The sequence below is a fragment of the Photorhabdus sp. RM323S genome (genome assembly GCF_042879375.1).
Taxonomy (GTDB): Bacteria; Pseudomonadota; Gammaproteobacteria; order Enterobacterales; family Enterobacteriaceae; genus Photorhabdus; species Photorhabdus tasmaniensis.
In genome coordinates this window covers 1-25,424 of sequence record NZ_JBHFKZ010000036.1, presented here as the reverse complement: position 1 = coordinate 25,424, position 25,424 = coordinate 1, and the positions used below count along the sequence as shown (strand labels likewise).

The window sequence follows — 25,424 nt, the reverse complement described above, 5'->3', positions numbered from 1 at the left end:
GAAAATAATTATGACAGATTTAAATAGATTTCAGACAGAAGAGATGACCCCCTTTGGCCTAAGGATTACGCCACAATATTCCGACCAGAATATTGATACGTTATCTGTAGAAGAATTAAAACAACTGATCAAAAAACACCATTTGCTTATATTACGTGGCTTCAAATCTGGCTTGTCTGATCACAAAAAGTATGAAGATTATGCCCGTAATTGGGGGGAAATCATGATGTGGCCGTTCGGTGCTATTTTAGATGTCCGTGAACATCAGGATGCTACCGATCACGTATTTGATAACAGCTATATGCCACTTCATTGGGATGGCATGTATAAACCGACAATTCCCGAATTTATCATGTTCCATTGTGCACACGCACCGGAAAGCGACCAAGGGGGTAGAACCACCTTTGTCAATACCCGTCTTGTGGTTGCTAATGCCACTGCGCAACAATTAGAACAATGGAAAAATGTATCTGTTACTTATCGCATCAATAAAGTTACTCATTATGGTGGAATAGTTCATTCTCCTTTATTAGAAGAACATCCGGATGGATGTGGATCTGTTATCAGATACAATGAACCTGCGATAGATGGTGAGAAATTCCTGAATAAACATGCTATTGAGTATCATAATATCAATCCTAATCAGGTAGCAGAATTTCAGCAAGATTTTATCAATACGCTATACGATAAGCGCCATTTATATGCTCATGCCTGGCAAAAAGGCGATTTAGTGATTGTGGATAATTTTTCTCTGCTACATGGGCGAGAAGGATTTACGGCTAAATCAGAGCGACATTTACAGAGGATCCATATTCAATCTGATCCCGTATTTAACAATCAAGCCCTAATAGCATAGAAATAACTAGAAAAATCCATTATTTTGACTCCCATTGTAGTTATTGGTTACTCTGCCACTACAATGTAGCTATCAGCTAAAACAGATATAAATCTGTTGGGAGTCAATCATAATCCACCCCTGATTTTATTAATTAAAACCCACCGCTCACTCCAATGAGAGATAAATCCAAAACAAATAAAACTATATATTCAATATAAAATCACATTCGGTAATAATCAATACAGATAATACAGCCATTCCCTAACGCAATAGCGGACTAAGAAATAATAATAATATGAAATACTCATTTGTAGTTATACTAAGGAGGCGATTAACTAAAGAGGAAAATGACAATGTCCATATCCCTTGAGTACTTTAAATCTGCAAAATTTGACGGTAATCTGTATCTTAAATGTTATGGTGAAATGAGTGACAACATAGAAATAAAATACAAACTAATCAATTCAGATACAAAAGATATAGATGAATACTATAGTGACGATAATCAATTAGCCTGTTTTACCTCACTTAAACCCGCAAATTACACAATAGAAACCACTATCATTGAGAATGGAAAAATAACCAAAAATCTTCCACCAGAAAATATAGAAATAAAAGAATCAGATTTTCTGTTTGATATAGATAGAGAAATAGATAAAATTACTATAAATGAAAGCAATAATATTAGCTATCCATTACCTAAACAAACACCGTCTGAGGATAATGTTATTTCTTTGAAAGGAAACAATCATATCCCAAATGATAATTTGAAGTATAATCTTGAAATCATGTTTTCCCCAGATGGATTAAAAAGACTAGAAACTGAAAAAACTGACTTATTACCTGTTTTTAATTCATCTAAACATAAAATGGAGATAAAACCTGTCTTTAATAAAGACAATTTCGATAAAAAACCCTGGAAAACCCAGGAATTCAATAAATTAACTTATCTTTACAAAATAGAATCTGATATTAGTCATTCTGATTTAGTTAGATTAGCGGATGAACTGGAAAAACTGGATTATATCGAGTTTTGTTCTCTCACACCTGTTTTAAAATACCAGCCCCCGCCGCCTCTGATTTCATCCAAACCAGAAGAGGCGATTGCCGAATTTGATTCTCATATCATTACGCCAGATTTTTCATATCTACAAGGGTATTTAGACGAATACAATGGGATGAATATCAGAAATGCCTGGGCTACTGGTTATAAAGGTCAGGGTATCACTGTACACCATCTTGATTTCGGTGTTTACCGAAACCATGAAGATTTAGTGGGTAATATTACTGTAGTCAGCAGCCGCCCTGAAATACAAGACTGTAACCACGGTACAGCCTCTAGCGGATGTATTGCGGCAAAGAATAATGCATTCGGTGTAACGGGTATAGCTCACGAATGTGATTTCCGTTTTTATGACATTGATGATTTTGACAGAATAATATACAGTTTCTCACCAGGAGATATTATTAGTTTAAATATTCAAATTGTCGCCAATAATAGATATTACCCTTTTACCTATATCGCGTCTAATTGGCAGAAAATAAAGAGCTGTGCTGACGCAGGTGCAATTATTATCTTCTCTTCCGGTAATAGTGGCATTAATTTAGCCTATGATTTCACTTTCCCTAATTATGGCGATCCTGGCGGGATTATGATTGGTGCCTGTACATCAATTAATGGATATAGGTTAGGTTTTTCCAATCATAATCTCCATACCAGTTTAAACTCCTGGGGTGAGAATGTTACAACCACTGGATATTCAAATTTACAGCGCCTGCCAGGAAATAATAGAAACTACACTCGTAGTTATAATGGGACATCCAGTGCAACACCTTTAGTTTCCGGGGCGTTAGCACTCATTCAATCCTATGCTAAATTAAAATATCATAGATACTTTAATTGCTCTCAGATAGCGGCACTGGTTAAAAATAGTGGCTTTTCAACCGGGGAACTACAGGGAATGGGTTCTCGGCCAAATGTCGCAAATGCTTTCAAATTAATTGATCGTCTACTTTCTTAATTAAGATAAATTATTTCAAATTAAAGAAGTGATGCTTTATCAAGGCCACTCATTATTTCACGAGTGGCCTTGTATCGATTAAATAATTAATGCAACTTTAATCGCGGACGGATCACACGGTTAATTCCACCAACCAACATCATCAGACCAGTTTTAATATAACCATGCAAAGCGACCTGATGCATTCGATATAATGAAATATAGACAGCACGCGCCACACGCCCCTCTATCATCATTGAACCACGCATTAAGTTACCCATCAGGCTACCAACTGTACTGAATTTAGATAATGAAACCAGAGAACCATGATCTTTGTAGATATATTCTTTTAACGGTTTGTCATTCAACAACGCCATAATATTGCTATGGCAACGGCTCGCCATTTGGTGAGCCGCCTGTGCTCTTGGCGGAACCATCCCCCCCTCTTTCTTCGGGCATGATGCACAATCACCAATAGCGAAAATATGGTCATCAAATGTCGTTTGCAACGTTGGCGTTACCACCAGTTGGTTAATCCGGTTAGTTTCAAGGCCGGCAATATCTTTCATAAAATCAGGTGCTTTGATACCCGCCGCCCATACCATGAGATCCGCTTTAATCAACTCACCCTCTTTGGTATTCAATCCATGCTCATCAGCACTGGTTACCATAGTTTTGGTCAATACATGGACACCGAGTTTTGTCAGCTCCTGATGCGCCGCAGCGGAAATGCGTGCCGGCAATGCCGGCAAAATACGCTCGCCTGCTTCGACTAACGTCACATTCAGCGCTTCTGAACTCAGCCCCTCAAAACCATAGCTGTTAAGCTGTTTTACCGCGTTATGCAATTCCGCTGATAACTCAACACCTGTTGCACCACCACCAACGATAGCGATATTAACCTTATCTTGCTGACCACTGCTTGCAGAGTATTTAAGAAACAGATTCAGCATTTCATTATGGAAACGATGAGCCTGTTGTGGGTTATCCAGGAAGATGCAGTGTTCTTTCACACCCTGCGTACCAAAATCATTAGATTTGCTGCCCAGAGCCATAACCAGAATGTCATAACTCAGTTCACGTTCAGGAACCAACACCTCATTATATTCATCCCGGATCTCAGCCAAAGAAACCTTTTTGGTGTCACGATGAATATCGGTCAAGGTCCCTAATTGGAAAGTGAAATAGTGATTACGGGCATGGGCCAGATAACTCAACGCATCAACCCCATCGTCAAGTGATCCTGTCGCGACTTCATGTAATAACGGCTTCCATAAATGGCTCTGGTTACGATCCACCAGCACAATTTCTGCTCTTTTTTTACGCCCCAGCTTATGCCCCAGACTGGTTGCCAGTTCCAAACCACCAGCACCTCCACCAATGATCACAATTCTCTTCTTTGGTGTTGACATGACTACTCCACTAAAAATGTAAATCAAATGTTATCTAAGGATATTGAAACAATATCCTTAGATAACATTTGGCTTGAAATAAATAACTGATGTGATAGTTCCAGAATACCATGGCTGGTTAGTGGGTCATACCAAAATTGAACAACATCAAATTCTTTTGAATAAATAAACGCCAATTATAAAAATTAGCAATTTATTTCCAGTTGGTTGGATTTGGCTCTTAATTTGTTTCATTCGCCTATTGTCCGAAAACTAGGTACGTAATAGCACACACTAGATTCGATAAACGGGGAGTATGTGACTCCCCCGTATTCCCCTATCTCTTAACATCCCTCACCGAACACAACACTGCCATTTCTCATATAAAACCGTTAATGCTTTATTAGCCTGCTGCCAGCGTTTTGAGTTCTTTAGCTCATTCAGACTAAATTGTCCGCCCTGATGATACAATTCCGCTACTTTCTCTGCTTTGGTTTGAGGCAAGTTATCAAGCACACTGACCGCCCCATCACGGTTATTACACACCAGGATCATGTCACAACCTGCATTCAGCGCAGCCTGCCCGCGTTCAGCGTAACTGCCCATAACCGCCGCACCTTCCATAGAGAGATCATCCGAAAATATCACACCATTAAAACCCAATTGCTGACGCAGCACCGATTTCAACCAATATGACGATCCGCTGGCAGGATGCTTATCCACCTGAGAATAGATCACATGAGCCGGCATAATCGCATCCAACAAATTACGCTGGATAAAATCACGAAAAATAGACATATCATGACGACAAATGACCGCTAATGGACGATCATCGTGAGGTGTTTCTTGATGAGAATCGGCACAGACAGCACCATGCCCCGGAAAATGCTTACCTGTCGATTTCATACCGGCAGAATGCATCCCTTTAATAAAGTGCTCTGCCATTATCTTGGCTTGCTCAGGGTTTTCATGGAATGAACGTTCACCAATAGCCACACATTGATGACCTAAATCCAGAACAGGCGCAAAACTGATGTCGATATCCATTGCAATCATTTCAGACGCCATCAGCCAACCCGCTTCTTCCGCCAATTTAATGCCATTGAAATTATCACTCAATCCAGCAAAAGATTGGGCCGCAGGTAGGCAAGTGAAACCTTCACGGAAACGCTGAACTCTGCCACCTTCCTGATCAACAGCAATCACAAGACGATGACGGGATGCCTGACGAATTTGACGTACCAATTCGCGTAATTGCTCAACATCATGAAAATTGCGGGTAAACAGAATTAAACCGCCCACTAATGGATGTTGCAAAATTTCCTTTTCTTCATTATCCAATTCATAACTGACAACATCTAACATTACCGGACCCATAACATTCCTCACTTATATTCATGTACTGCAATCAATGCAGCATAATTGATTTAAAACGTTAGACCAAAAGAGAGACGCAACGGTTGCGCTAACGCTAAAAATTGTGGATCACCACTCTGTTTCCAACGCACTTCAAACCACATCAGAATCATATAGTCAACCCAAGGTTGCCAACGTTTAATTTGACGCGCCAATAACGTTCGATCCCGGTATCCTGATGGCTGACCACAATAGCAACGCAAAAAATCCTGCTGCTGCGGCTCATCCCAATGATTAGTGCAAAACAGTGTTGCTAACGCAAATCCTATATCGGTATCAGTTGCATATTCCCAGTCAATGAGTTTCAGACCCTGAGGCGTATTCAGCAAGTTACCGCAATGAACATCCATATGAACAGGTGATAGTTTTAGTATTGAAGGCATTGGCGACGATATAAATCGTTTATGCAACCGCAACCAACGAGGAGTAAGACGTGCTTTATCAATTTGCAACCAGTGGCTTGCTAACTGATGCCGTAATTGAAGCGGATAACCGAATAGTGGCTGATGGTGCAAAGTAGTCAATAATGCCGCCAGTTTTTGCAAAAAATCAGGCTGAGAAAACTCATTTTGCTCAATAATATGACCGGGCAGCCATTCCAATAACAACCAATGGGGAACCATTGCAATGACTTGTGGAGCAATTTTTATCTGGCTGAGATGACGCAGGATAGCATTTTCACGCTGACGGTTAACGCCAAGCTGCTTCCCTTGCTGCCACTGTCTGCGGCCGACAATATGATATTCGCCATTGGTGGCATAATAGTTTTCATTTGTCAAACCGCTTAACGGCCTTATCTTCCAGTTGCTTGCTGTTGTATAAGGCCATTGCCTGCATAACGCCCGCAATAAACAATCTTGATTACTTAACGTCACCGTGCCCTGACCAGAGAATCTCACCTGTCTGTACAATCATCAGTTGCATGACCATATCACGCTTGTCACTGTTACCTGAAACGATAGAATAGAGAACATAATCCGCATTTAAGTAACGAGCCAGACCAATCGCTTTGCTGCGTAACCCCAAACTATCTTCTTCAGACAGGCCCAAAGATTGGCGAGCGCTCTGTACTTGATTTTGCGGTACTAATACAAAAACATCCTTACTATTGATAGCTTGACGCAAAACATCAGTGATTTGCATGGTTTGCAACACACCGTTGGTGTTATTTTTTACTGTATCAACTAACAGTAACTTGCCATTTCCCAACCCATTAGCCTTAACCATTTGCTCTACCAATGGTTGCACCGTCCCTTCCCAATCAATTTCGCGCATTTTAGGTGGCTCTGGAACTTTTTCAGGTGGTGCCGTCGGTTCTGTTGGGATCACAGGTATAACCGGCGTCGGAGGCTCAGGCTGCTGCGGAGGCAGGGATGGACAACCAGCCAGAAACATGACAGATAGTGCTACAAAAACAATTCTTTTCATCAACCTATTCCAATTACAGAGTTTAAAGAAGCAGATAAGTTTCGGCTGTGACACCAGCAATCTATTATCAGTTCAACTCCAGTAATAAAACAGCAGCATTTATTTAAAAACCAAGATATCCGGGGACCATTCTGAGAAAAACATCCCCGAATATCTGGCTATATAATAAGCGAACTTTGGTGCTTCGCATTTACTTCAACAGTAATGGCCCCAAATGGCGGCCGCCAACCAGATGCATATGAATATGGTAAACTTCCTGCCCCGCATGACGGTTACAGTTCATAATCAAGCGATATCCATCTTCGGCAATACCTTCTTGTTCAGCAATTTTCGCAGCAGCCGTCATCATTCGTCCCAACGCTACTTCATGTTCTGTCTTGACATCGTTCACTGTCGGGATCAAAACATTGGGAACAATCAAAATATGAATCGGTGCCTGTGGAGAAATATCGCGAAATGCAGTGACCAGATCGTCCTGATAAACAATATCAGAAGGTATTTCACGACGAATAATTTTGCTGAAAATAGTTTCTTCTGCCATCACATTTTCCTTTTATTCAAATAACAAGAGATATATGAACGCTTACAAACCACAAATTCAAGTTGATAAATCAAATTTTGCAGACATCAACATGAAATAGATCGCAGAAATTCTGCGTGGTAACCCGAGCCAGCTCCTCAATACTCACACTTTTGAGCACAGCCATATATTCCGCAACATCACGCACGTATGCAGGCTGGTTTTCTTTGCCACGATGCGGCACCGGTGCAAGATAAGGCGAATCGGTTTCAATCAAAATACGATCCAACGGTACATATCTTGCCGCTTCACGAATTTGCTCTGCATTACGGAAAGTCACAATACCGGAGAACGAAATATAGAAGCCTAAATCCAATAATTCTCTGGCGGTATCTTTATCCTCAGTAAAACAATGCAAAACACCACCACATTCTTGTGCCTGTTCTTCACGCAATACCCGCAAAGTATCATCACGGGCACTGCGGGTATGAACAATAACTGGCTTATTGAGTTTACGGCCGATACGGATATGTTCACGAAACGAGGTTCGCTGTAGTTCAGCATTATCCTGCTGATAATAGTAATCCAGCCCGGTTTCACCCAATGCGACAACTTCTTTGCCGGCTGCTAAACGTGCCAGCTCATCAAAATCATAGCCTTCATCCAGATTAAGCGGATGAATACCACAGGAAAAGACAATATTTCCCCGCTCACCGATCAGGGTTTTCATTTGCTGGAAACCAGGTAGCGTAGTCGCTACTGCCAGCATAAATTTAACCTCCCGATCCGCCGCTTTTGCAACAACATCATCTACATTTTTATGTAGTTTTTCATAATCAAGACAATCAAGATGACAATGCGAATCCACTAACAACATATTAAACTCGTATACAAAAAAGATTTCAGAATTGTGAAGTAAACTGTTTTTCCCAATTGAGTAATTGTTCTGTCAGTAACAACTCTCTGTTTACGCCCACGACTGAGAGTAACTGATGACGGCAATATGTCCAGTCATCAACGCCTTGTAGTAAAACCACCATAGTATGCATGGAACTTAGTTGATAAATCAGCGTTTGTTGATCCTGATTGATGCAATAATCTGGTGCCCGCTGTTGCCACTTTACCGCATCAAGTAACAAGCTGATAAGCCAGTAAAGGCGCTGCGGCGCATCTTCGTGATTTAGCTGGGATAAAAGTGACAAAGCATCACGTTTATCCAAAGCCTGTTCAACTGCCTGACAGAATTGCCTCCGAATCTGCCATTGTTCCGGTTGCAGCAATCGTTCTGCCGCAACCGGCGCTCCCTGAGACAGTTTCAAAGCCGTCATTGCATCAACCGAAGAAATGACAGGTAACTGTTTTTGCAACCAATAAAAGCTGGTTTCTGCTTCAGGCACCGGCAGAAAATAGTAAAAACAGCGACTGCGCAAAGTTGCCAAAAGGTTGGCTGGCTGACGACATTCCAGAAGAAAATAGGTATGTTCCGGCGGCTCTTCCAACGTTTTCAATAATGCATTGGCAGCAGCATCTGTCAGACACTCAACCAAAGGCAGCCAGACAATTTTTACGCCGCCTTGCTGAGAACGACTATAAAGCTTTTCCGTAATCTGGCGTACCGCTTCCACACCCACACTGGTTTTACCCTTCTCCGGTGACATAATATGCCAATCAGGGTGCGTTTCTGCCATCATCAGGTGACAACTATGACACTCCCCACAACTTTTCATCCCCTGTTTATTCTGACACATCAACCAGCGGCTTAACCCATATATCAACACATCAGCCCCGGTGCCGGCATTAGCATGAAGCAATAAAGCATGATGGCCTCGTCCTTGCTGATGGAATTCTACCAACTGACGATATGCCTGATTAAGCCACGGATACCAATTCATCAGCCATTTTCCTGCTGTTTCAGCCATTGCTCAAGGGCTTGGCAAATATCTGCTTGTACCTGCTCTATTGGCTGAGCCGCATCAACAGTCACAATACGCTTATCTTGTGCCGCAAACTCCAGGTAACAACTGCGAGTACGCTCAAAGAAATCCATCGACTCTTTTTCAATTCGGTCTAATTCCCCGCGCTCACGGGCGCGCAGTAGACCAATCTGAGGAGGAAGATCGAGATAAATAGTCAGATCAGGGCGAAAATCACCCAGAACGGTATCACGCAGCGAGGTCATCAAGTTTTTATCAATACCACGACCTCCCCCTTGATACGCTTGGGAGGAGAGATCATGACGATCACCCACAACCCATGCACCGCGAGCCAGAGCAGGTTTAATCACATTTTCAACCAGTTGTACCCTGGCTGCATATAACATCAACACCTCTGCTTTATCTGTCAGAGATTCACCTTCAATACCTTGCTTAATCAACTCACGTAGTTTTTCTGCCAGTGGCGTTCCACCCGGTTCACGGGTAAAAACCAAGTTCTGAATACCGTGCTGCTGCAATATTTCAACTACCGTTTCCATTGCTGAGGTTTTTCCTGCACCCTCCAGCCCTTCAATAACAATAAATTTGCTGTTCATTTGCTCTGTCTTAATCCCTGACGGTAAATATTCACCGCCCTGTTATGCGCCGCCAGATTGGTCGTAAAAGTATGGCCGCCTTTACCATCCGCGACAAAATAGAGAAATTCAGTTTTTGCCGGGTGCGCAGCGGCTTTTATCGAAGCAAGACTTGGCATAGCAATTGGCGTAGGTGGCAAGCCATTAATCATGTAAGTATTGTATGGTGTCAGTGTGGTTAAATCTTTGCGAAAAATAGTGCCTGTGTATTTTTCTCCTAAGCCATAGATCACTGTCGGATCAGTTTGTAACCGCATATTCAACCGTAAACGGTTAATAAATACAGAAGCCACTTTTGTCCGTTCAGCCTCAACAGCTGTTTCTTTCTCAATTATCGACGCCATGATCAACATTTCATAAGCACTTTTATAGGGCAGGTTTTTATCGCGCTTTTGCCATTCTTCTTCAAGCGTCATTTTCATCTGCCGGTATGCTCGTTTCAGTAACGCGACATCGCTTGTCCCCGCCGTATAGTGATAAGTATCCGGATAGAGCCTCCCTTCCAAAGTATCAGTCTCCTTGATACCCAGTATTTCAGCCAATTCCTGAGCACTTTTGTCATTCAGTTCATGTTTAAGATACTCAGATTGTTGTAGTATTTTCCACCAGTCAGATAAATGGCTACCTTCAACAAAACGGACCGTAAATTGTGCCTCTTTGCCACTGGAAAATAATTGCAACATTTCCCGCAATGTCATTTCTCGTGTCAACAGGTAAGTTCCCGCTTTAAATTCGGCAAGTTTTGGCTCCAACCTTAATAACCAAGGGAAAATATGACTATCTTTAATCACGTTATCCTGAACCAATAATGCTTCCAAACTATGGCGGCCAATACCTGCTGGTAATGTAAATACCCGATCTTGTTTGATTGCCAATGTTTGATCTGCAAATCTTTCAACTTTCTTATAACCGGCATGGAGTAATATTGCCGCCACCACGACAATCAAAGCTAATAGGCTAAAAAAGTGCTTTTTCCGTTTCATCAATTAATCACTTAAACACAGCGCAAATTACAACTTCAAACATTCAGGAAGCAAATATTCATACAGCTCCCTTGACTGATATTTCCATGCGGGCTGATTTTCATGAGCCAGAATCTCACTGACCGGTATCACCGGCATTAAAGAATTGCAAACTATTACCTCGTCTGCATAAGCCAATGTTTCAGGATAACGATTTACACAGGAACAGTTATAGTCACTTTCTGATAATAACTGTATTATTTTTTCCCGCATCACGCCTTCAACACCACAGCCCCGCAAATCAGGAGTATACACATCTTTTCCTTTACGCCAGAAAATGTTTGCAGTACAGCACTCAACCAATAAACCATTGGTATCAAGTACCAAGGCTTCATCAGCATTGGATTTTTCGATAAATGATTTAATTAATACCTGTTCCAATCGGTTAAGGTGTTTAATTCCGGCAAGGTAGGGATTTATTCCCATGGGTATCGGGCTGGAGACCAGAGAAAGGCCCTCCTGGCGTTGTTTCAGATATTTTTCGGGATAAGGAGTGAGAGACAGGATCTGATTTGGTCGCGTGAAACCCTGTGCACTGTAACCACGCCCTCCGGCTCCACGGGAAAGGATAACTTTTAGTACGCCTTGTTCCGTAGTGGAAGCAATCTGTTTTATATGGTTTTCAAGCTGTTGCCAATTGGGTTGTGGAAGAGATAACCTTTCAGCACCTTTTTGTAATCTTTGGATATGCAATGACAGTAAAGCGGCCTGTCCCTGCTCTATTTTTGCTGTTGTAAAACAACCATCCCCGAATTGAATTGAACGATCATTCACTGGCAGATAGTCGCACCGCTCCCCATTAATCCAATACATATGACTTTGTTCTTAATTACTCAAAAAAGGTATTTCAACCAACTTATCAAGAAGCGGTATCATAGTATATAGTCGACATGAGTGCAAAAATGCCCACATAGCCTGCCATGAAAAGAGCTCCAATAATGATTAATTATTGGAGCTCTTTAATTCTGTCGCCTGAAAGTATTTACAAAATCATACTGTAGAGAAACTCAGCAACATGTTTCTGTTCACATCAGGCTTTGCCTTATCAATTAAGGCTTATATCTTACGGAAAATCAGTGAGCCATTCGTCCCACCGAAACCGAAAGAGTTACACAGCGCATATTCCATGCCCTCTACCTTGCGGGATTCGTGAGGAACGAAATCCAGACGGCAGTTCTCATCCTGATTTTCCAGGTTGATAGTTGGCGGAACAATTTGATCACGCAGTGCCAGGATGGTGAAAATAGATTCCACTGCACCCGCCGCACCCAACAAATGGCCGGTCATTGATTTGGTAGAACTGACTAAAACATCGGTGCCTTCACCAAATACTGACTCAACCGCATGGGATTCCGCCAAGTCGCCGGTGGGTGTTGACGTACCGTGAGCATTAATATATCCCACTTGCCTGGTAGTAATACCGGCATCTTTCAGAGCATTTTCCATCGCCAGCGCAGCACCAGCACCATTTTCTGGTGGTGACGTCATATGGTAAGCATCACTGCTCATACCAAAGCCAACGATTTCCGCATAAATTTTCGCACCGCGTCTCTTCGCGTGCTCATACTCTTCCAGCACCAGAACCCCTGCGCCATCCCCCAGAACAAAACCATCACGGTCTTTATCCCACGGTCGGCTTGCGCCCTGTGGATTATCGTTACGGGTAGACAAGGCACGGGCAGCACCAAAGCCACCAACCCCCAGAGGCGTACTGGCTTTTTCTGCGCCACCTGCCAGCATAATATCCGCATCATTGTAAGCAATAATACGAGCAGCATGACCGATATTATGTACACCTGATGTACATGCGGTGGCGATAGAAATACTTGGCCCACGTAAGCCGTAAATAATACTCAGATGGCCTGCTACCATATTTACAATCGTGGAAGGTACAAAGAATGGACTGATCTTACGAGGACCACTAGCCACTAACGCACCGTGATTCTCTTCAATAAGACCCAGACCACCAATACCAGAACCAATAGCAGCACCAAAACGACTAGCATTGGCTTCTGTTACTTCGATTCCAGAATCTTCAATAGCTTGCACACCTGCTGCAATACCATATTGAATGAAATCATCCATCTTTCGTGCATCTTTGCGCGAAATATTAAAATCTTCATGATTAAAATCTTTAACCAGGCCAGCAAATCTAGTTGCATGGCGACTGGTGTCAAAATGGTCAATCAGGCTGATACCACTCTGTCCGGTACAAACAGCTTTCCAAGAAGATTCAGCTGTATTACCGACAGGAGATAACATGCCTAGTCCGGTCACAACTACTCGACGCTTAGACACGCTTATCCTCCAGGGAGGGAAATAATTTAAGGCAGAAACATAGGCGGTCGAGTGACCGCCTAGGTGTGTTCACTTATTCGCTTTGGTTCTGGACGTAATCAATAGCTGCCTGAACTGTAGTGATCTTTTCTGCTTCTTCATCTGGAATTTCGATATCGAACTCTTCTTCCAGAGCCATTACGAGTTCAACTGTGTCAAGAGAATCAGCGCCCAAGTCATCAACAAAAGAAGCTGAATTAACAACTTCCTCCTCTTTAACACCAAGTTGTTCAACGATGATTTTTTTAACGCGTTCTTCAATAGTGCTCATGCTATTAAATTTCCTATCAAAATTCGCTTTCGCGATGGTTTTCGTAGTTTATAAAATACAGGAAAAGATGCAACCAAATCCCGGCTGGTCGAACCACAATCTTGCTCTATTTTGCGTTATTTAACACAAAAAATGCAACTGGTTCGCTCACTTTTTAGTTCATATACATGCCGCCATTGACATGTATTGTTTCACCTGTGATGTAGGCCGCTTCATCAGAAGCTAAGAAAGCCACAGCACTGGCAATTTCTTTCACATCTCCAAGTCTCTTAACGGGTATATCATTCGAAAAATTTGCCAACTGCTCATCTGGCAACTTCTTGAGCATATCCGTTTCAACAAGCCCTGGAGCTACAACGTTAACCGTAATACCCCGAGAAACGACTTCACGAGCCAATGTCTTACTGAAACCAATAATTCCTGCTTTTGCTGCGGCATAGCTCGCTTGCCCAGGGTTACCCATTACTCCAACGACAGAACCAATAGAAATAATACGGCCATAACGTTTCTTTATCATAAAGCGCATTGCCGCTTTTGACATACGGAAAACGGAAGAGAGATTCGTGTCAATAACATCCTGCCACTCATCATCTTTAATGCGCATCACCAAGTTATCACAAGTGATACCGGCATTATTCACTAAAATATCAATTCCACCAAACTCGGTACGAATGATAGACATCAATTGTTCAATAGATTCAGGATCAGCAACATTCAGTACAAAACCTTTACCGTTTTCACCAAGGTAAGCACTGATAGCTTCAGCGCCTTTTTCGCTTGTTGCTGTACCAATGACATGGGCTCCACGCTCTGCTAATAGTTCAGCAGTTGCACGGCCGATCCCACGGCTGGCACCTGTTATTAATGCAATCTTTCCATCTAATCTCATGTATTGTCCTCAATTACTTTCCAATATGGTGACTAATGAAGTTGTGTCATTCACCGCTGCTACACTTAAGGTACTGACAATTCGTTTAGTTAAACCCGTCAGAACTTTACCTGGCCCTATTTCTAATATCTGTCCAATACTCTGTCCAGCAATAAATTCAACTGTTTCCGCCCAACGGACAGGATTATAGAGTTGTCGTACCAGTGCATCACGGATAGCTTCAGCAGATTGTTCTATTTTCACATCAACATTATTTACCACCGGGAACTGAGGATGATTGAATTCAATTCCTTCCAAAACAACTGCCAGCTTATCTGCGGCTGGTTTCATCAATGCGCAATGCGACGGCACACTGACAGCCAAAGGCAACACACGCTTTGCACCCGCAGCTTTGCATGCAGTACCAGCACGTTCTACAGCTTCTTTCTCACCGGCAATAACAACCTGACCTGGCGAGTTAAAGTTAACAGGGGAAACAACTTGCCCCTGAGCAGCTTCTTTACAGGCTCTGTCAATGGATTCATTATCTAAACCAATAATAGCATACATTGCACCTGTGCCTTCAGGTACCGCTTCTTGCATCAATTTGCCACGCAGTTCAACAAGTTTAATCGCTTGTTTGAAATCAATGACACCAGCGCAAACCAATGCAGAATATTCACCAAGGCTATGCCCTGCCATCAGTGATGGTACTTTTCCACTTTTCTCTTGCCAGACCCGCCAAATAGCAACCGACGTTGCCAATAACGCAGGCTGGGTTTGCCACGTTTTATTTAATTCTTCTTCCGGCCCCTGTTGAACCAGAGTCCAAAGATCATATCCCAGCACATCAGAAGCTTCAGCAAAAGTTTGCTCTACAACCGGGAACATTGTGGCCAAATCAGCCAACATACCAAGGGACTGAGAACCCTGCCCAGGAAATACCATTGCAAATTCAGACATGTTCATTTTCCTGTCAAATTAAAAACGTATCAGCGCTGAACCCCAAGTCAGCCCACCACCAAAAGCCTCAATTAAGATTAGCTGACCACGTTTAATCCGACCATCACGCACGGCCTCATCAAATGCAGTGGGTACCGATGCCGCAGAAGTGTTACCGTGACGATCCAGCGTTACCACCACTTTATCCATAGTCATGTGCAACTTCTTAGCTGTCGCTGCGATAATACGCAAATTGGCCTGATGAGGTACCAACCAATCCAGCTCACTATGCGATAGATTGTTAGCGTCTAATGTTTCATCAACCAGATTAGCCAATTCCCGGACTGCAATTTTAAAGACTTCATTACCGATCATACTGGCATACGCAGGTTCTTTTCGATTTTGGCGATCCTGATAAGGCAACACCAGCAATTCACCATAGCTACCATTTGCATGAAGGTGAGTTGAAAGAATTCCTGGCTCATCAGAAGCCCCTACCACCATCGCACCCGCACCATCACCAAACAAAATAAGTGTTCCGCGATCTTCTGGATTAAGCGTTCTGGTAATAGAATCAGAACCAATGACCAGCGCATGTTTTGCCGCACCTGTTTTAATAAACTTGTCAGCAATACTCAATGCATAAGCAAAACCAGAGCAAGCAGCAGAAATATCAAAAGCAGCTGAATTCTTGGTACCCAACATGTGCTGAATTTGACACGCAGAGCTTGGGAAAGCATGACTGGATGAAGCGGTTGCCACAATGATTAAATCAATCTGATCTTTATCAATGCCAGACATTTCAATTGCTTTTTCCGCAGCCCAAAGACCCATCATCGCAACGGTTTCATCATCAGTAGCAATACGGCGTTCACGGACGCCTGTGCGGGTAACAATCCACTCGTCAGAGGTATCCACCATTTTTTCTAAATCAGCGTTAGTGCGCACTTGCGCAGGCAGATAACTGCCTGTACCTAAAATTTTTGTATACATGTATGTTCAGTCACTCTTGGGTAATGCTGTTGCCAGGCGGGCAGCAATTCTGTCAGGAACCTGCCTTTCAACGGCCTGAACAGCCTGTTCGATTGCGGCTTTAAACGCATGCTCATTAGCCGCCCCATGGCTTTTGATTACGACTCCATGTAATCCTAACAGACATGCGCCATTATACTGGTCAGGGTTCAGGTGACCGAAGCGTTTTGTCATCCGTTTTTGCAACCACTTCTTGACTATTTTCAACAACCAGGATAGCTGTTTCTTTTGTCCATCCGATGATTTAAGCAAGGATAAGATAATCCTGATTGCTCCTTCCATCGTTTTTAACGTCACGTTACCTGCGAAGCCGTCACACACCAATACATCACTCTTGCCTGTCAGCAACTCATCGCCTTCCAGATAACCAATGTAGTTTATTGCCGGAATATTCTTTAAAATAGTGGCGGCTTCGCGGATATTATCCAGCCCTTTACTCTCTTCTGTACCAATGTTAAGCAGTGCTACCGCAGGATTCGCTATACCGACCACTTCCTCTGCCATTACTGAACCCATAATGGCGAATTGCACCAGCATACGACTATCGCAATTAACATTAGCACCCAAATCCAGTACCACCGTTTTCTGTTGCTTCAGATTGGGCAATACTTGCATTAAAGCGGGTCTGTCAATACCATCAATAGATCTTAGTATCAATTTGGACAGCCCCATCAATACCCCGGTATTCCCCGCACTAACGCAGGCTTGTGCCACACCGGATTTCACTAAATCCAATGCAACACGCATTGATGTACCACGGCTGGCACGAATTGCCTGCGATGGTTTTGCACCGTTAGCCACAACCTGTTCGGCAGGAACCACCTGCAAACGACTGAGCAACTTAGCATCAGTATTTACAAGCAAAGGAGAGATGGTATCGGGGATCCCGACCAACAATAATTTAAGTTTAGGATTAGACGCCAGTGCCTGCAACGCAGCAGGCACCGTAACGCGAGGACCAAAGTCCCCGCTCATGGCGTCTAACGCTAAAGTCAGATTAGTCAAGGTATCAACTTGCTAATGACTGGCGGAGATTATTTGTTGATGACCTTGCGGCCACGGTAGTAGCCATCGGCAGTCACATGGTGACGCAGGTGAGTTTCACCAGAGGTTTTATCTACAGATAATAATGGTGCGGTCAGTGCATCATGGGAACGACGCATACCACGTTTAGAACGAGTTGGTTTATTCTGTTGTACGGCCATTGACCTTACTCCTTAAGTACTTTTCTTTAAACTGGCTAATACGGCAAATGGGTTTGGTTTTTCAGCCTCTGGAGGTAATTCACCAAACACCATATCCGCGTCGGACACTTCACAGTGTTCAGAATCATGTACCGGAACCACCGGCAGAGAAAGAATTATTTCATCTTCAATCATCGCCAGCAAATCTATTTCGCCAAATTCGTCAACGTCAATTGGCTCATACTCTTCCGGTAATGCTTCAGCCTGCTCATCATTGATGACCGGGCTAAAACAATATGTTATGTGAACGTGATGGCTGAAATTACCGCCACAACGCTGGCACTCAAGCGTAACATCCACATCGGAATGCCCCCGCACAACTGCCAGACGTTGATTATCTATCTGAAACGATAAAACGCTGTCTACATCATTGTCCACGCTAACCACAGATTCCGCGATACGCAAAACTTGCTCAGGAGAATAACTACCTATGTAGTCTAATCGTTTCTGAGCTGTGCGAAGCGCATCAATGGTCAGGGGTAATTTTAGCTTTTGCATAAGGCGCGCATATTATCTTTGTAATGCGATATAGTCAAAGAAAAAGGCCATACATCTTCACCTTTCCGCCAAATATTCGCTTATTAAGCCGTGCTTAGTTTAAAATGCCTGCAATTATTTCGCCATATATTTTAGAAAAATTATGACACAAATCGTTTTAGCTTCTACATCAGCTTACCGCCGTGCGCTACTGGAGAAACTCCGTTTGCCCTTTATATGTGCGGCTCCCGATGTTGATGAAACACCTCAGATTAATGAAAACGCAGAACAGCTCGTTATGCGCCTGGCACAGGCCAAAGCACAGGCATTACAAACAAAATATTCTCAGCACTTGATTATTGGTTCTGATCAAGTTTGTGTTATTAATGGTGAAATAACCGGCAAACCACACAGTTTTGAAAATGCATTTAAACAATTACGGCAAGCCAGTGGTCATTGCGTCACCTTTTATACCGGCATTTCTCTTTTCAACAGTAAAACAGGGGTAATTGATACCCGTTGTGAATTATTCAATGTTTATTTCAGGGATTTAACTGATGATGAAATCCGGGCTTATTTAACAGCGGAAGAACCGCTTAATTGTGCCGGAAGCTTTAAAAGCGAAGGATTAGGGATTACTTTATTTGAACGGCTTAAAGGAAAAGATCCGAATACGCTGGTTGGCTTACCCTTAATTACACTGACTGAATTATTAATCCGCCAGGGGGTAAACCCACTGACGGCAATATATTAATTACAATTACTTTTACGCAGCACTTTTATACAGCAGCGCAATTGTTCATCCATCGGCGCTTCAAGGCGTAATGTCTCCCCCGTCGAAGGATGGGTGAATTTCAACGCACTGGCATGCAAAAACAGGCGATTAAGGCGGGTATCTGATAGTTGAGAATCAAAAGCCTTATCGCCATAACGATCATCAAAAGCGATCGGATGCCCGGCGTATTGAGCATGTACGCGGATTTGATGAGTTCGGCCTGTCACTGGGCTGGCTTTCACCAGCGTTGCATTGGCAAAACGCTCTTCTACTTTAAAACGTGTTTCAGAAGGTTTACCTTCGCCGCTCACTTTCACAATTCGTTCACCGCTTTGTAAGATATTTTTCAGCAGTGACGCCTGAACAACCTTGCAATGTGATTGCCACTGTCCCCGGACTAAAGCCAGATAATCTTTCTGCATCTGTTTAAGTCGTAATTGCTCGTGCAAGGCTCGTAAAGCTGAACGTTTTTTCGCAATTAACAAAATTCCAGAGGTATCACGATCCAGACGATGCACCAATTCAAGGAATTTTGCCTCCGGGCGCAAAACCCGTAACCCTTCAATAACCCCAAAACTTAAGCCACTGCCGCCATGCACGGCAGTACCGGCAGGTTTATTGATCACCAGAATATGGTCATCTTCATATAAGACACACTCACCCAATGCAGCCACTTTCTCCAGTTTGGCTGAAACCGGTGCCACCTGCCGTTCTGCAACCCGGACAGGCGGGATCCTGACGATATCTCCCGCAGACAATTTATACTCAGGTTTTATCCTGCCTTTGTTTATCCGGACTTCACCCTTACGTACAATCCGGTAAATCATGCTTTTAGGAACGCCTTTCAAACGCGCTAATAAAAAATTATCAACACGCTGTCCAGCCTCATCGTCATCAATAGTGACAAATTGTACAATTTGATTATTCGTTTTCATGGCAGTGATTTTAATTACCACTCAAGCAGAGCGCCACTCATTTTTAAATATGAGTAAAAATCATGCATACTTTCCGCCTGTCGCCTTTCCTACTTTAAGATAAAGACTAAATATTAACTATTTCTTCATATTTCATCAGAAAAACCACTTAAAGGCATAAAGTCACCTTGCTATCACCCCAACAGCAATGGAATAATGCGTAGCCACCATCAGTTTTTTAATTCTGAATGGCGAAGTTAAACGTTTGTTCTTTGTTTGATTGCACAAAAACGCAGCAATGGCGTAAGACGTACTGGGGAATCAAATAATTAGCGGGCTACGGGTAGCAGTTTACTGGTATTGGATCAAATCCGCGTCATTCATATTTGCAGATTACTCCTAGAAAAGAGTGCTGTTTTTTAAGTGAAAATTCAGGCTCGCCGAAAATATGCGTCTCTATACAAACGACAGCCGGGAGGTTGGCGGATTTGTAAAAGACACGAGACCATCGGTTACCAGTAGCTCATCTATATTTGCCCGTGGCTCTATAACTAATGAAAAAATAATGAGTAAGTTACAATGAAAAGAATGCTAATCAACGCAACTCAGCAAGAAGAGTTGCGTGTTGCTCTGGTTGACGGGCAACGCCTTTATGATTTGGATATCGAAAGTCCAGGACACGAGCAAAAAAAAGCAAATATCTACAAAGGTAAAATCACCCGAATTGAACCTAGTCTGGAAGCCGCTTTTGTTGACTATGGTGCTGAACGGCATGGTTTCCTTCCTATTAAAGAAATAGCCCGCGAATACTTCCCTAGTAACTATCACCCTCATGGTCGCCCTAATATCAAAGATGTTCTCAGGGAAGGCCAGGAAGTTATCGTTCAAGTCGATAAAGAAGAGCGTGGCAATAAAGGGGCTGCATTAACCACTTTTATCAGCCTGGCAGGCAGCTATCTGGTATTGATGCCTAATAATCCCCGTGCCGGTGGTATTTCCCGCCGTATCGAAGGAGATGACCGCACAGAACTGAAAGAAGCCCTAGCCTCTTTAGAAGTACCGGAAGGCATGGGACTAATTGTTCGCACTGCCGGCGTCGGTAAATCCGCCGAAGCGCTACAGTGGGATTTATCGTTCCGCCTCAAACATTGGGAAGCGATCAAAAAGGCCGCTGAAAACCGTTCCGCTCCATTTTTAATCCACCAAGAAAGCAATGTCATCGTCCGCGCTTTCCGTGATTATCTGCGCCCAGACATTGGTGAAATCTTAATCGACAATCCCAAGATCCTCGATCTGGCACGGCAACATATCACTGCACTTGGTCGCCCGGATTTCACCAGCAAAATTAAACTGTATAGTGGTGAAGTTCCCCTGTTTAGCCATTATCAGATTGAATCCCAGATTGAATCTGCGTTTCAGCGTGAAGTTCGCCTGCCATCAGGTGGAGCTGTCGTTATTGATACCACAGAAGCATTAACCGCGATTGATATCAACTCTTCCCGTGCAACACGCGGGGGTGATATTGAAGAGACAGCGTTTAATACCAACCTTGAAGCAGCAGATGAAATTGCTCGTCAGTTACGCCTGCGTGATCTGGGTGGTTTGATTGTTATCGATTTTATCGATATGACGCCCGTACGCCATCAACGTGAAGTAGAAAACCGTTTACGTGATGCTGTCCGTCAGGATCGCGCCCGTATTCAGATTGGTCGTATCTCCCGCTTTGGCTTGCTGGAAATGTCCCGTCAGCGTCTGAGCCCATCACTGGGTGAATCCAGCCATCATGTTTGTCCGCGTTGTAGTGGCACAGGTACTATCCGTGATAACGAATCCCTATCATTGTCCATCTTACGTCTGATTGAAGAAGAAGCGCTGAAAGAGAACACGCATCAAGTACATGCCATTGTTCCGGTACAAATCGCTTCATATTTGTTAAACGAAAAACGCCAGGCAGTCAGTGCAATTGAACGCCGTCAAGGGGATGTTGGTGTGGTGATCGTTCCTAACGATCAAATGCAGACACCGCACTTCTCTGTTCTGCGCATGCGTAAGGGCGAAGAGGTTTCTACACTGAGTTACCTGCTTCCTCAGTTTCATGAAACTGGAATGGCAAATCCTCAAGAAGATGTCCAACCTGAGCGTAAACGACCTGAGCAGCCTGCTATTTCTGCTTTTGCCTTACCAACCGATGCGCCAACACAGCAGCCATCGCATAAAGTAAAAGAGCAAAAACCTAACCACCCAGCTCAGGTTAAAACAGAACAACCAGGCCTCTTAAACCGCCTCTTTACTGCTTTGAAAAAAATGTTCAGCGCAGAAGAAGAAAAGCCAGTACAGCAAAAAGACAATAAACCATTTGGTCATGATAACCGTCGCCCTTCTGAACGACGCAATCACCGCCGTCAGAATTCACGCAAAGATCGTGATGATAATCATCCGCCGCGTGATGAGCAGCGTAATAACCGCGACCGTGACGAACAACGGAAAAATCGTCATACTCAGCAGAAAAATGGTGTTCAAGATAACGACGCAACCGTAGAGATCGCTGCTCGCGAAACTCAGCAGCAGCAACGTCGTGAGCAACGTGCAGAACGTCAACGCCGTCGTCAGGAAGAAAAGCGTCAGCAGCAACTTGAAACCCAGAAACCAGAAGTTGTTGAAAGTGAGGTTGAAGAACGTCTGCCGGTTATACCACGCCGCCAACGTCGTCAGCTTGAGCAAAAAATTCGTATCACAGATGAAGTGAAAGAAACGACAACGATCACTTCACTGCCCGTACCTATTGTCACGGAAGAACAACTACCCGCACCCGTTGAGATACAAGTAGAAACAGTTCAACCATCACAACAGGCTGAAAGTAAGGAGCAGCAAGACAATGTTATGCCACGCCGCTCTCGTCGTTCACCTCGCCATCTGCGTGTCAGTGGTCAACGCCGCCGCCGTTACCGCGATGAGAGAAATCTGCCTCAATCACCGGTACCACTATCTCTGGCGGTTGCATCACCGGAAATGGCTTCCGGCAAAGTTTGGGTCCGCTATCCAGTGACTCCGGTTTCCACAGACATGCCTGAGGAACTATCTGTTGTCGAACAACAAAATGAGATACTGCCGACAATAGCGACAGAAACAGCACCTGCAATAGTTGTAGCTGAATCCGAACCAACCACCATCACTGAATCGCCTAAGGTAGCAGAGGTGCCGGAAGCTTATCAGGATGAAATAAAACCTGAAGCTACCATTGCAAAAGAAAATGATGTTGTTCTACAACAAACTGAATCAGTACAGCAAGAGCCGTTAATTATTGAACCTGCAACAATAACACCGGTTACGTTTGAATTTGAACAGCAGCCAGCAACAGAAGAAATTGCAGAAGTGGTTACTATTGAAGAGAGTAAAGATGAAACAGTTAAACAACCTGTTGCTATAATAGCCAAAGTTCATCATGCCTACGCGCCGATGACCAAAGCATCCGCTCCAGAGATGATCGAACAATCTATTGTTATCAACGAATGGCAACGCTCTATTTCTCATTTCGGAGGGAAAGGAGGCGCTGGAGGCCATTCAGCTACTAACGCAGCCACTTCCCCAATGGCTAAACCGCGATCTTTTGAATAGCAACATCATTTAATATTAGCAAAATGGCTCTTTTTTGGGAGCCATTTTTTTTGCTACCACTCCCACAAAAATACTTATCGTTAGTTCCATTTCATCTGAATGAAGTCTAAAATTGAGCAATTATCACTCTACTGATTCATTATTATTTGATCTGGAGAACAGCCCTATGAAACCGTGGCTTATTTTTGGTGCAGGTAGTGGGATTGGACGCCACTTAGTCACTATCGCATTACAACAAAAACGCCCCATAACTGCATTGATCCGCAATTCTCAGCAAGCTTTTGAGCTCAACGCCCTGGGCATCAAAGTGATACAGGGTGATGCCTGTGATGCTATCAATGTAGAAAAGGCCGTACAGGATGCAGGTTCAGAAGCCATTGTGTTTTCTACTATTGGTGGAATTGATTCAGATCTCTTCGGTAATATGGCTATCATTGATGCCCTTGAGAAAACCGGAACAACACGTATGTTACTGGTTACATCAATAGGTTGTGGCGAAAGTTGGAAAACCCTGTCCCCCAGGGTTAAATCACTATTTGGTCAATCTGTCCGACGCAAATCAATGGCAGAAAGCTACCTTCAGACCAGCTCTCTGAATTACACAATTATTCGCCCAGGTGGATTAACAGACAAACCAGGAACAGGCCATTGCCAACGATATCAGAATGATATTCATGGTGCCGTCAGCCGCAAAGATGTTGCGCATCAACTGACAATAATGGCAGAAGAGGAATCTTCATATCAGCAGATCTATGCCTTGGTTGATCCAGAGCTTAAACCTGATTGGGCTGTTGCATAATCGCTAAGAATAACCACGCATGAATGCGTGGTTATCTGATGATATTACTTGGGTTCACCCATTGTTTTTAATTTCTTAGACAACTCACGGCGCTCTTTAGAAAGATCCGCATTTTTAATGATGTGATCATCTATACGGTCTTCATAATCACTACGCATATTCATAATGATGCTTTGAATATCCTCAATTGACATACCCGGCTTGATGTATTCGCTCAAGTTATCAAGCAATAAAACACGTTTCTGGTTGTCACGTATCTTCTTTTCGTTGTCTACAATTTCGCGCTGTAACTTATTCTTACGACGAAACATACGCACAAACTCCAACACATTGTGGAATGACGGTTTATTTACGTTATCCATTTTCATACCTTTCTTTAACCCAAACATACAAATTATCCAATCTGATCACACAATACAGGCTAAAGCCATTAATAGACAAGTCAGTTTCCGTTCTTTATTGATTTTAATTGATTACAGAAACTGCTCACTTCCCGTCTCTTGCTGAAAATTTCAGCACATTGTCCAATCGAAAACAACTGACCAATGTAGATGAATAATAAACAGTCAATTCTTCTCAGGTAGAAAATAGACGTTTTTTCCCTCCTTCCCTCTCCATTTCTTACCACAGTTAGCGCAAAAGCATTATGTTCATTAAGCACTATTCTCGCCACAATGACCTGAAAACGGAGTTATATATTTATCAGAGAAAAGACTTATATGTGATAATCATTCTGACCCTATTTCATAGAAGTTAGATGAAAAATTATAAAATTAATCTCATTCTATTTGTAAATAGAATTACTGAGCCAATTATCAAGAAAACAATCAAATAAAGACTATTAATTCCGCGTGACACTATTAAACATTTAAATAATAAATATTTTATAATGGTTTTAACAGCATAATAGACAGCGCTTTCAGAAAATACGTTTTAATAAAAACATACACCAATCACATAACCAAC

25 protein-coding genes are annotated in these 25,424 nt (G+C 43.0%); 5 read left to right on the top strand and 20 right to left on the bottom strand.

Going from position 1 to position 25,424, the window contains the following annotated elements; genetic code table 11:
* The first annotated feature begins 10 nt into the window (after positions 1–10).
* Positions 11–856: a TauD/TfdA dioxygenase family protein gene (locus ACGF7G_RS14875; protein ID WP_387466462.1), complete on the top strand. Its 846-nt coding sequence runs from the start codon at positions 11–13 to the stop codon at positions 854–856.
* Between the two features lie 335 nt (positions 857–1,191).
* The gene (locus ACGF7G_RS14870) at positions 1,192–2,859 is read left to right on the top strand and encodes a S8 family peptidase (protein ID WP_387466460.1); all 1,668 of its coding nucleotides are present in this window, start codon (positions 1,192–1,194) and stop codon (positions 2,857–2,859) included.
* 86 nt (positions 2,860–2,945) lie between these two features.
* On the opposite strand, the gene ACGF7G_RS14865 is transcribed toward ACGF7G_RS14870, so the two are convergent.
* The 18 genes from ACGF7G_RS14865 to yceD form a co-directional block, all read right to left on the bottom strand.
* On the bottom strand, positions 2,946–4,250 hold the full coding sequence (locus ACGF7G_RS14865; protein ID WP_387466458.1) for an NAD(P)/FAD-dependent oxidoreductase: 1,305 nt from the start codon (positions 4,248–4,250) through the stop codon (positions 2,946–2,948).
* 333 nt (positions 4,251–4,583) lie between these two features.
* Positions 4,584–5,606 (bottom strand): beta-N-acetylhexosaminidase, encoded by a 1,023-nt coding sequence (gene nagZ / locus ACGF7G_RS14860; protein WP_387466457.1) that lies wholly within the window; start codon positions 5,604–5,606, stop codon positions 4,584–4,586.
* A 50-nt stretch (positions 5,607–5,656) separates the two neighbouring features.
* Positions 5,657–6,520, bottom strand: coding sequence for a thiamine kinase (gene thiK / locus ACGF7G_RS14855; protein ID WP_387466455.1), 864 nt, complete (start codon positions 6,518–6,520; stop codon positions 5,657–5,659).
* Positions 6,507–7,073, bottom strand: coding sequence for a penicillin-binding protein activator LpoB (gene lpoB, locus ACGF7G_RS14850; protein WP_387466453.1), 567 nt, complete (start codon positions 7,071–7,073; stop codon positions 6,507–6,509). Before lpoB ends, thiK begins: the two co-directional genes overlap by 14 nt.
* Positions 7,074–7,263: 190 nt before the next feature.
* Positions 7,264–7,614 carry a purine nucleoside phosphoramidase gene (hinT, locus tag ACGF7G_RS14845; protein ID WP_133812656.1) on the bottom strand — a complete coding sequence of 117 codons (351 nt, stop codon included), beginning with the start codon at positions 7,612–7,614 and terminating at the stop codon, positions 7,264–7,266.
* 70 nt (positions 7,615–7,684) lie between these two features.
* On the bottom strand, positions 7,685–8,470 hold the full coding sequence (locus tag ACGF7G_RS14840) for a metal-dependent hydrolase (protein WP_387466451.1): 786 nt from the start codon (positions 8,468–8,470) through the stop codon (positions 7,685–7,687).
* 25 nt (positions 8,471–8,495) lie between these two features.
* Positions 8,496–9,485 (bottom strand): DNA polymerase III subunit delta', encoded by a 990-nt coding sequence (gene holB / locus ACGF7G_RS14835; protein WP_387466449.1) that lies wholly within the window; start codon positions 9,483–9,485, stop codon positions 8,496–8,498.
* The gene (tmk, locus tag ACGF7G_RS14830) at positions 9,485–10,123 is read right to left on the bottom strand and encodes a dTMP kinase (protein WP_387466447.1); all 639 of its coding nucleotides are present in this window, start codon (positions 10,121–10,123) and stop codon (positions 9,485–9,487) included. The genes holB and tmk overlap by 1 nt, the downstream gene beginning before the upstream one ends.
* Complete coding sequence (mltG, locus tag ACGF7G_RS14825; protein ID WP_387466446.1) at positions 10,120–11,145, bottom strand: endolytic transglycosylase MltG; 1,026 nt, start codon at positions 11,143–11,145, stop codon at positions 10,120–10,122. Before mltG ends, tmk begins: the two co-directional genes overlap by 4 nt.
* Before the next feature lie 27 nt (positions 11,146–11,172).
* Complete coding sequence (gene pabC, locus ACGF7G_RS14820) at positions 11,173–11,997, bottom strand: aminodeoxychorismate lyase (protein ID WP_387466444.1); 825 nt, start codon at positions 11,995–11,997, stop codon at positions 11,173–11,175.
* Between the two features lie 243 nt (positions 11,998–12,240).
* Positions 12,241–13,482, bottom strand: a complete 1,242-nt coding sequence (gene fabF, locus ACGF7G_RS14815) for a beta-ketoacyl-ACP synthase II (RefSeq protein ID WP_387466442.1) — start codon at positions 13,480–13,482, stop codon at positions 12,241–12,243.
* A gap of 73 nt (positions 13,483–13,555) precedes the next feature.
* Positions 13,556–13,792 carry an acyl carrier protein gene (gene acpP, locus ACGF7G_RS14810; RefSeq protein ID WP_011147052.1) on the bottom strand — a complete coding sequence of 79 codons (237 nt, stop codon included), beginning with the start codon at positions 13,790–13,792 and terminating at the stop codon, positions 13,556–13,558.
* 154 nt (positions 13,793–13,946) lie between these two features.
* Positions 13,947–14,681 carry a 3-oxoacyl-ACP reductase FabG gene (fabG, locus tag ACGF7G_RS14805; RefSeq protein WP_133812649.1) on the bottom strand — a complete coding sequence of 245 codons (735 nt, stop codon included), beginning with the start codon at positions 14,679–14,681 and terminating at the stop codon, positions 13,947–13,949.
* A gap of 9 nt (positions 14,682–14,690) precedes the next feature.
* Entirely contained in the window at positions 14,691–15,623 is a 933-nt protein-coding gene (gene fabD / locus ACGF7G_RS14800) for an ACP S-malonyltransferase (RefSeq protein WP_387466440.1), read from the bottom strand.
* Positions 15,624–15,641: 18 nt separating this feature from the next.
* A complete protein-coding gene (locus ACGF7G_RS14795; RefSeq protein WP_387466438.1) occupies positions 15,642–16,595 on the bottom strand; it encodes a beta-ketoacyl-ACP synthase III in 954 nt (317 codons plus the stop codon).
* A 6-nt stretch (positions 16,596–16,601) separates the two neighbouring features.
* Positions 16,602–17,639, bottom strand: coding sequence for a phosphate acyltransferase PlsX (gene plsX, locus ACGF7G_RS14790; protein ID WP_387466436.1), 1,038 nt, complete (start codon positions 17,637–17,639; stop codon positions 16,602–16,604).
* Between the two features lie 29 nt (positions 17,640–17,668).
* Complete coding sequence (gene rpmF / locus ACGF7G_RS14785; RefSeq protein ID WP_011147057.1) at positions 17,669–17,839, bottom strand: 50S ribosomal protein L32; 171 nt, start codon at positions 17,837–17,839, stop codon at positions 17,669–17,671.
* A 12-nt stretch (positions 17,840–17,851) separates the two neighbouring features.
* Positions 17,852–18,376 carry a 23S rRNA accumulation protein YceD gene (gene yceD, locus ACGF7G_RS14780; protein WP_133812645.1) on the bottom strand — a complete coding sequence of 175 codons (525 nt, stop codon included), beginning with the start codon at positions 18,374–18,376 and terminating at the stop codon, positions 17,852–17,854.
* Between the two features lie 142 nt (positions 18,377–18,518).
* On the opposite strand from yceD, the gene ACGF7G_RS14775 reads away from it, so the two are divergent.
* Positions 18,519–19,109, top strand: a complete 591-nt coding sequence (locus ACGF7G_RS14775) for a nucleoside triphosphate pyrophosphatase (RefSeq protein ID WP_133812644.1) — start codon at positions 18,519–18,521, stop codon at positions 19,107–19,109.
* On the opposite strand, the gene rluC is transcribed toward ACGF7G_RS14775, so the two are convergent.
* Positions 19,106–20,065, bottom strand: coding sequence for a 23S rRNA pseudouridine(955/2504/2580) synthase RluC (rluC, locus tag ACGF7G_RS14770; RefSeq protein WP_387466434.1), 960 nt, complete (start codon positions 20,063–20,065; stop codon positions 19,106–19,108). The genes ACGF7G_RS14775 and rluC overlap by 4 nt on opposite strands.
* Positions 20,066–20,623: 558 nt before the next feature.
* On the opposite strand from rluC, the gene rne reads away from it, so the two are divergent.
* Together rne and ACGF7G_RS14760 are read left to right on the top strand one after the other, a co-directional pair.
* Positions 20,624–23,659 carry a ribonuclease E gene (gene rne, locus ACGF7G_RS14765; protein ID WP_387466432.1) on the top strand — a complete coding sequence of 1,012 codons (3,036 nt, stop codon included), beginning with the start codon at positions 20,624–20,626 and terminating at the stop codon, positions 23,657–23,659.
* 166 nt (positions 23,660–23,825) lie between these two features.
* Positions 23,826–24,458 carry an NAD(P)-binding oxidoreductase gene (locus ACGF7G_RS14760; RefSeq protein ID WP_387466430.1) on the top strand — a complete coding sequence of 211 codons (633 nt, stop codon included), beginning with the start codon at positions 23,826–23,828 and terminating at the stop codon, positions 24,456–24,458.
* A 44-nt stretch (positions 24,459–24,502) separates the two neighbouring features.
* On the opposite strand, the gene tmaR is transcribed toward ACGF7G_RS14760, so the two are convergent.
* On the bottom strand, positions 24,503–24,820 hold the full coding sequence (tmaR, locus tag ACGF7G_RS14755) for a PTS system regulator TmaR (RefSeq protein WP_031280984.1): 318 nt from the start codon (positions 24,818–24,820) through the stop codon (positions 24,503–24,505).
* Positions 24,821–25,424 lie beyond the last annotated feature (604 nt).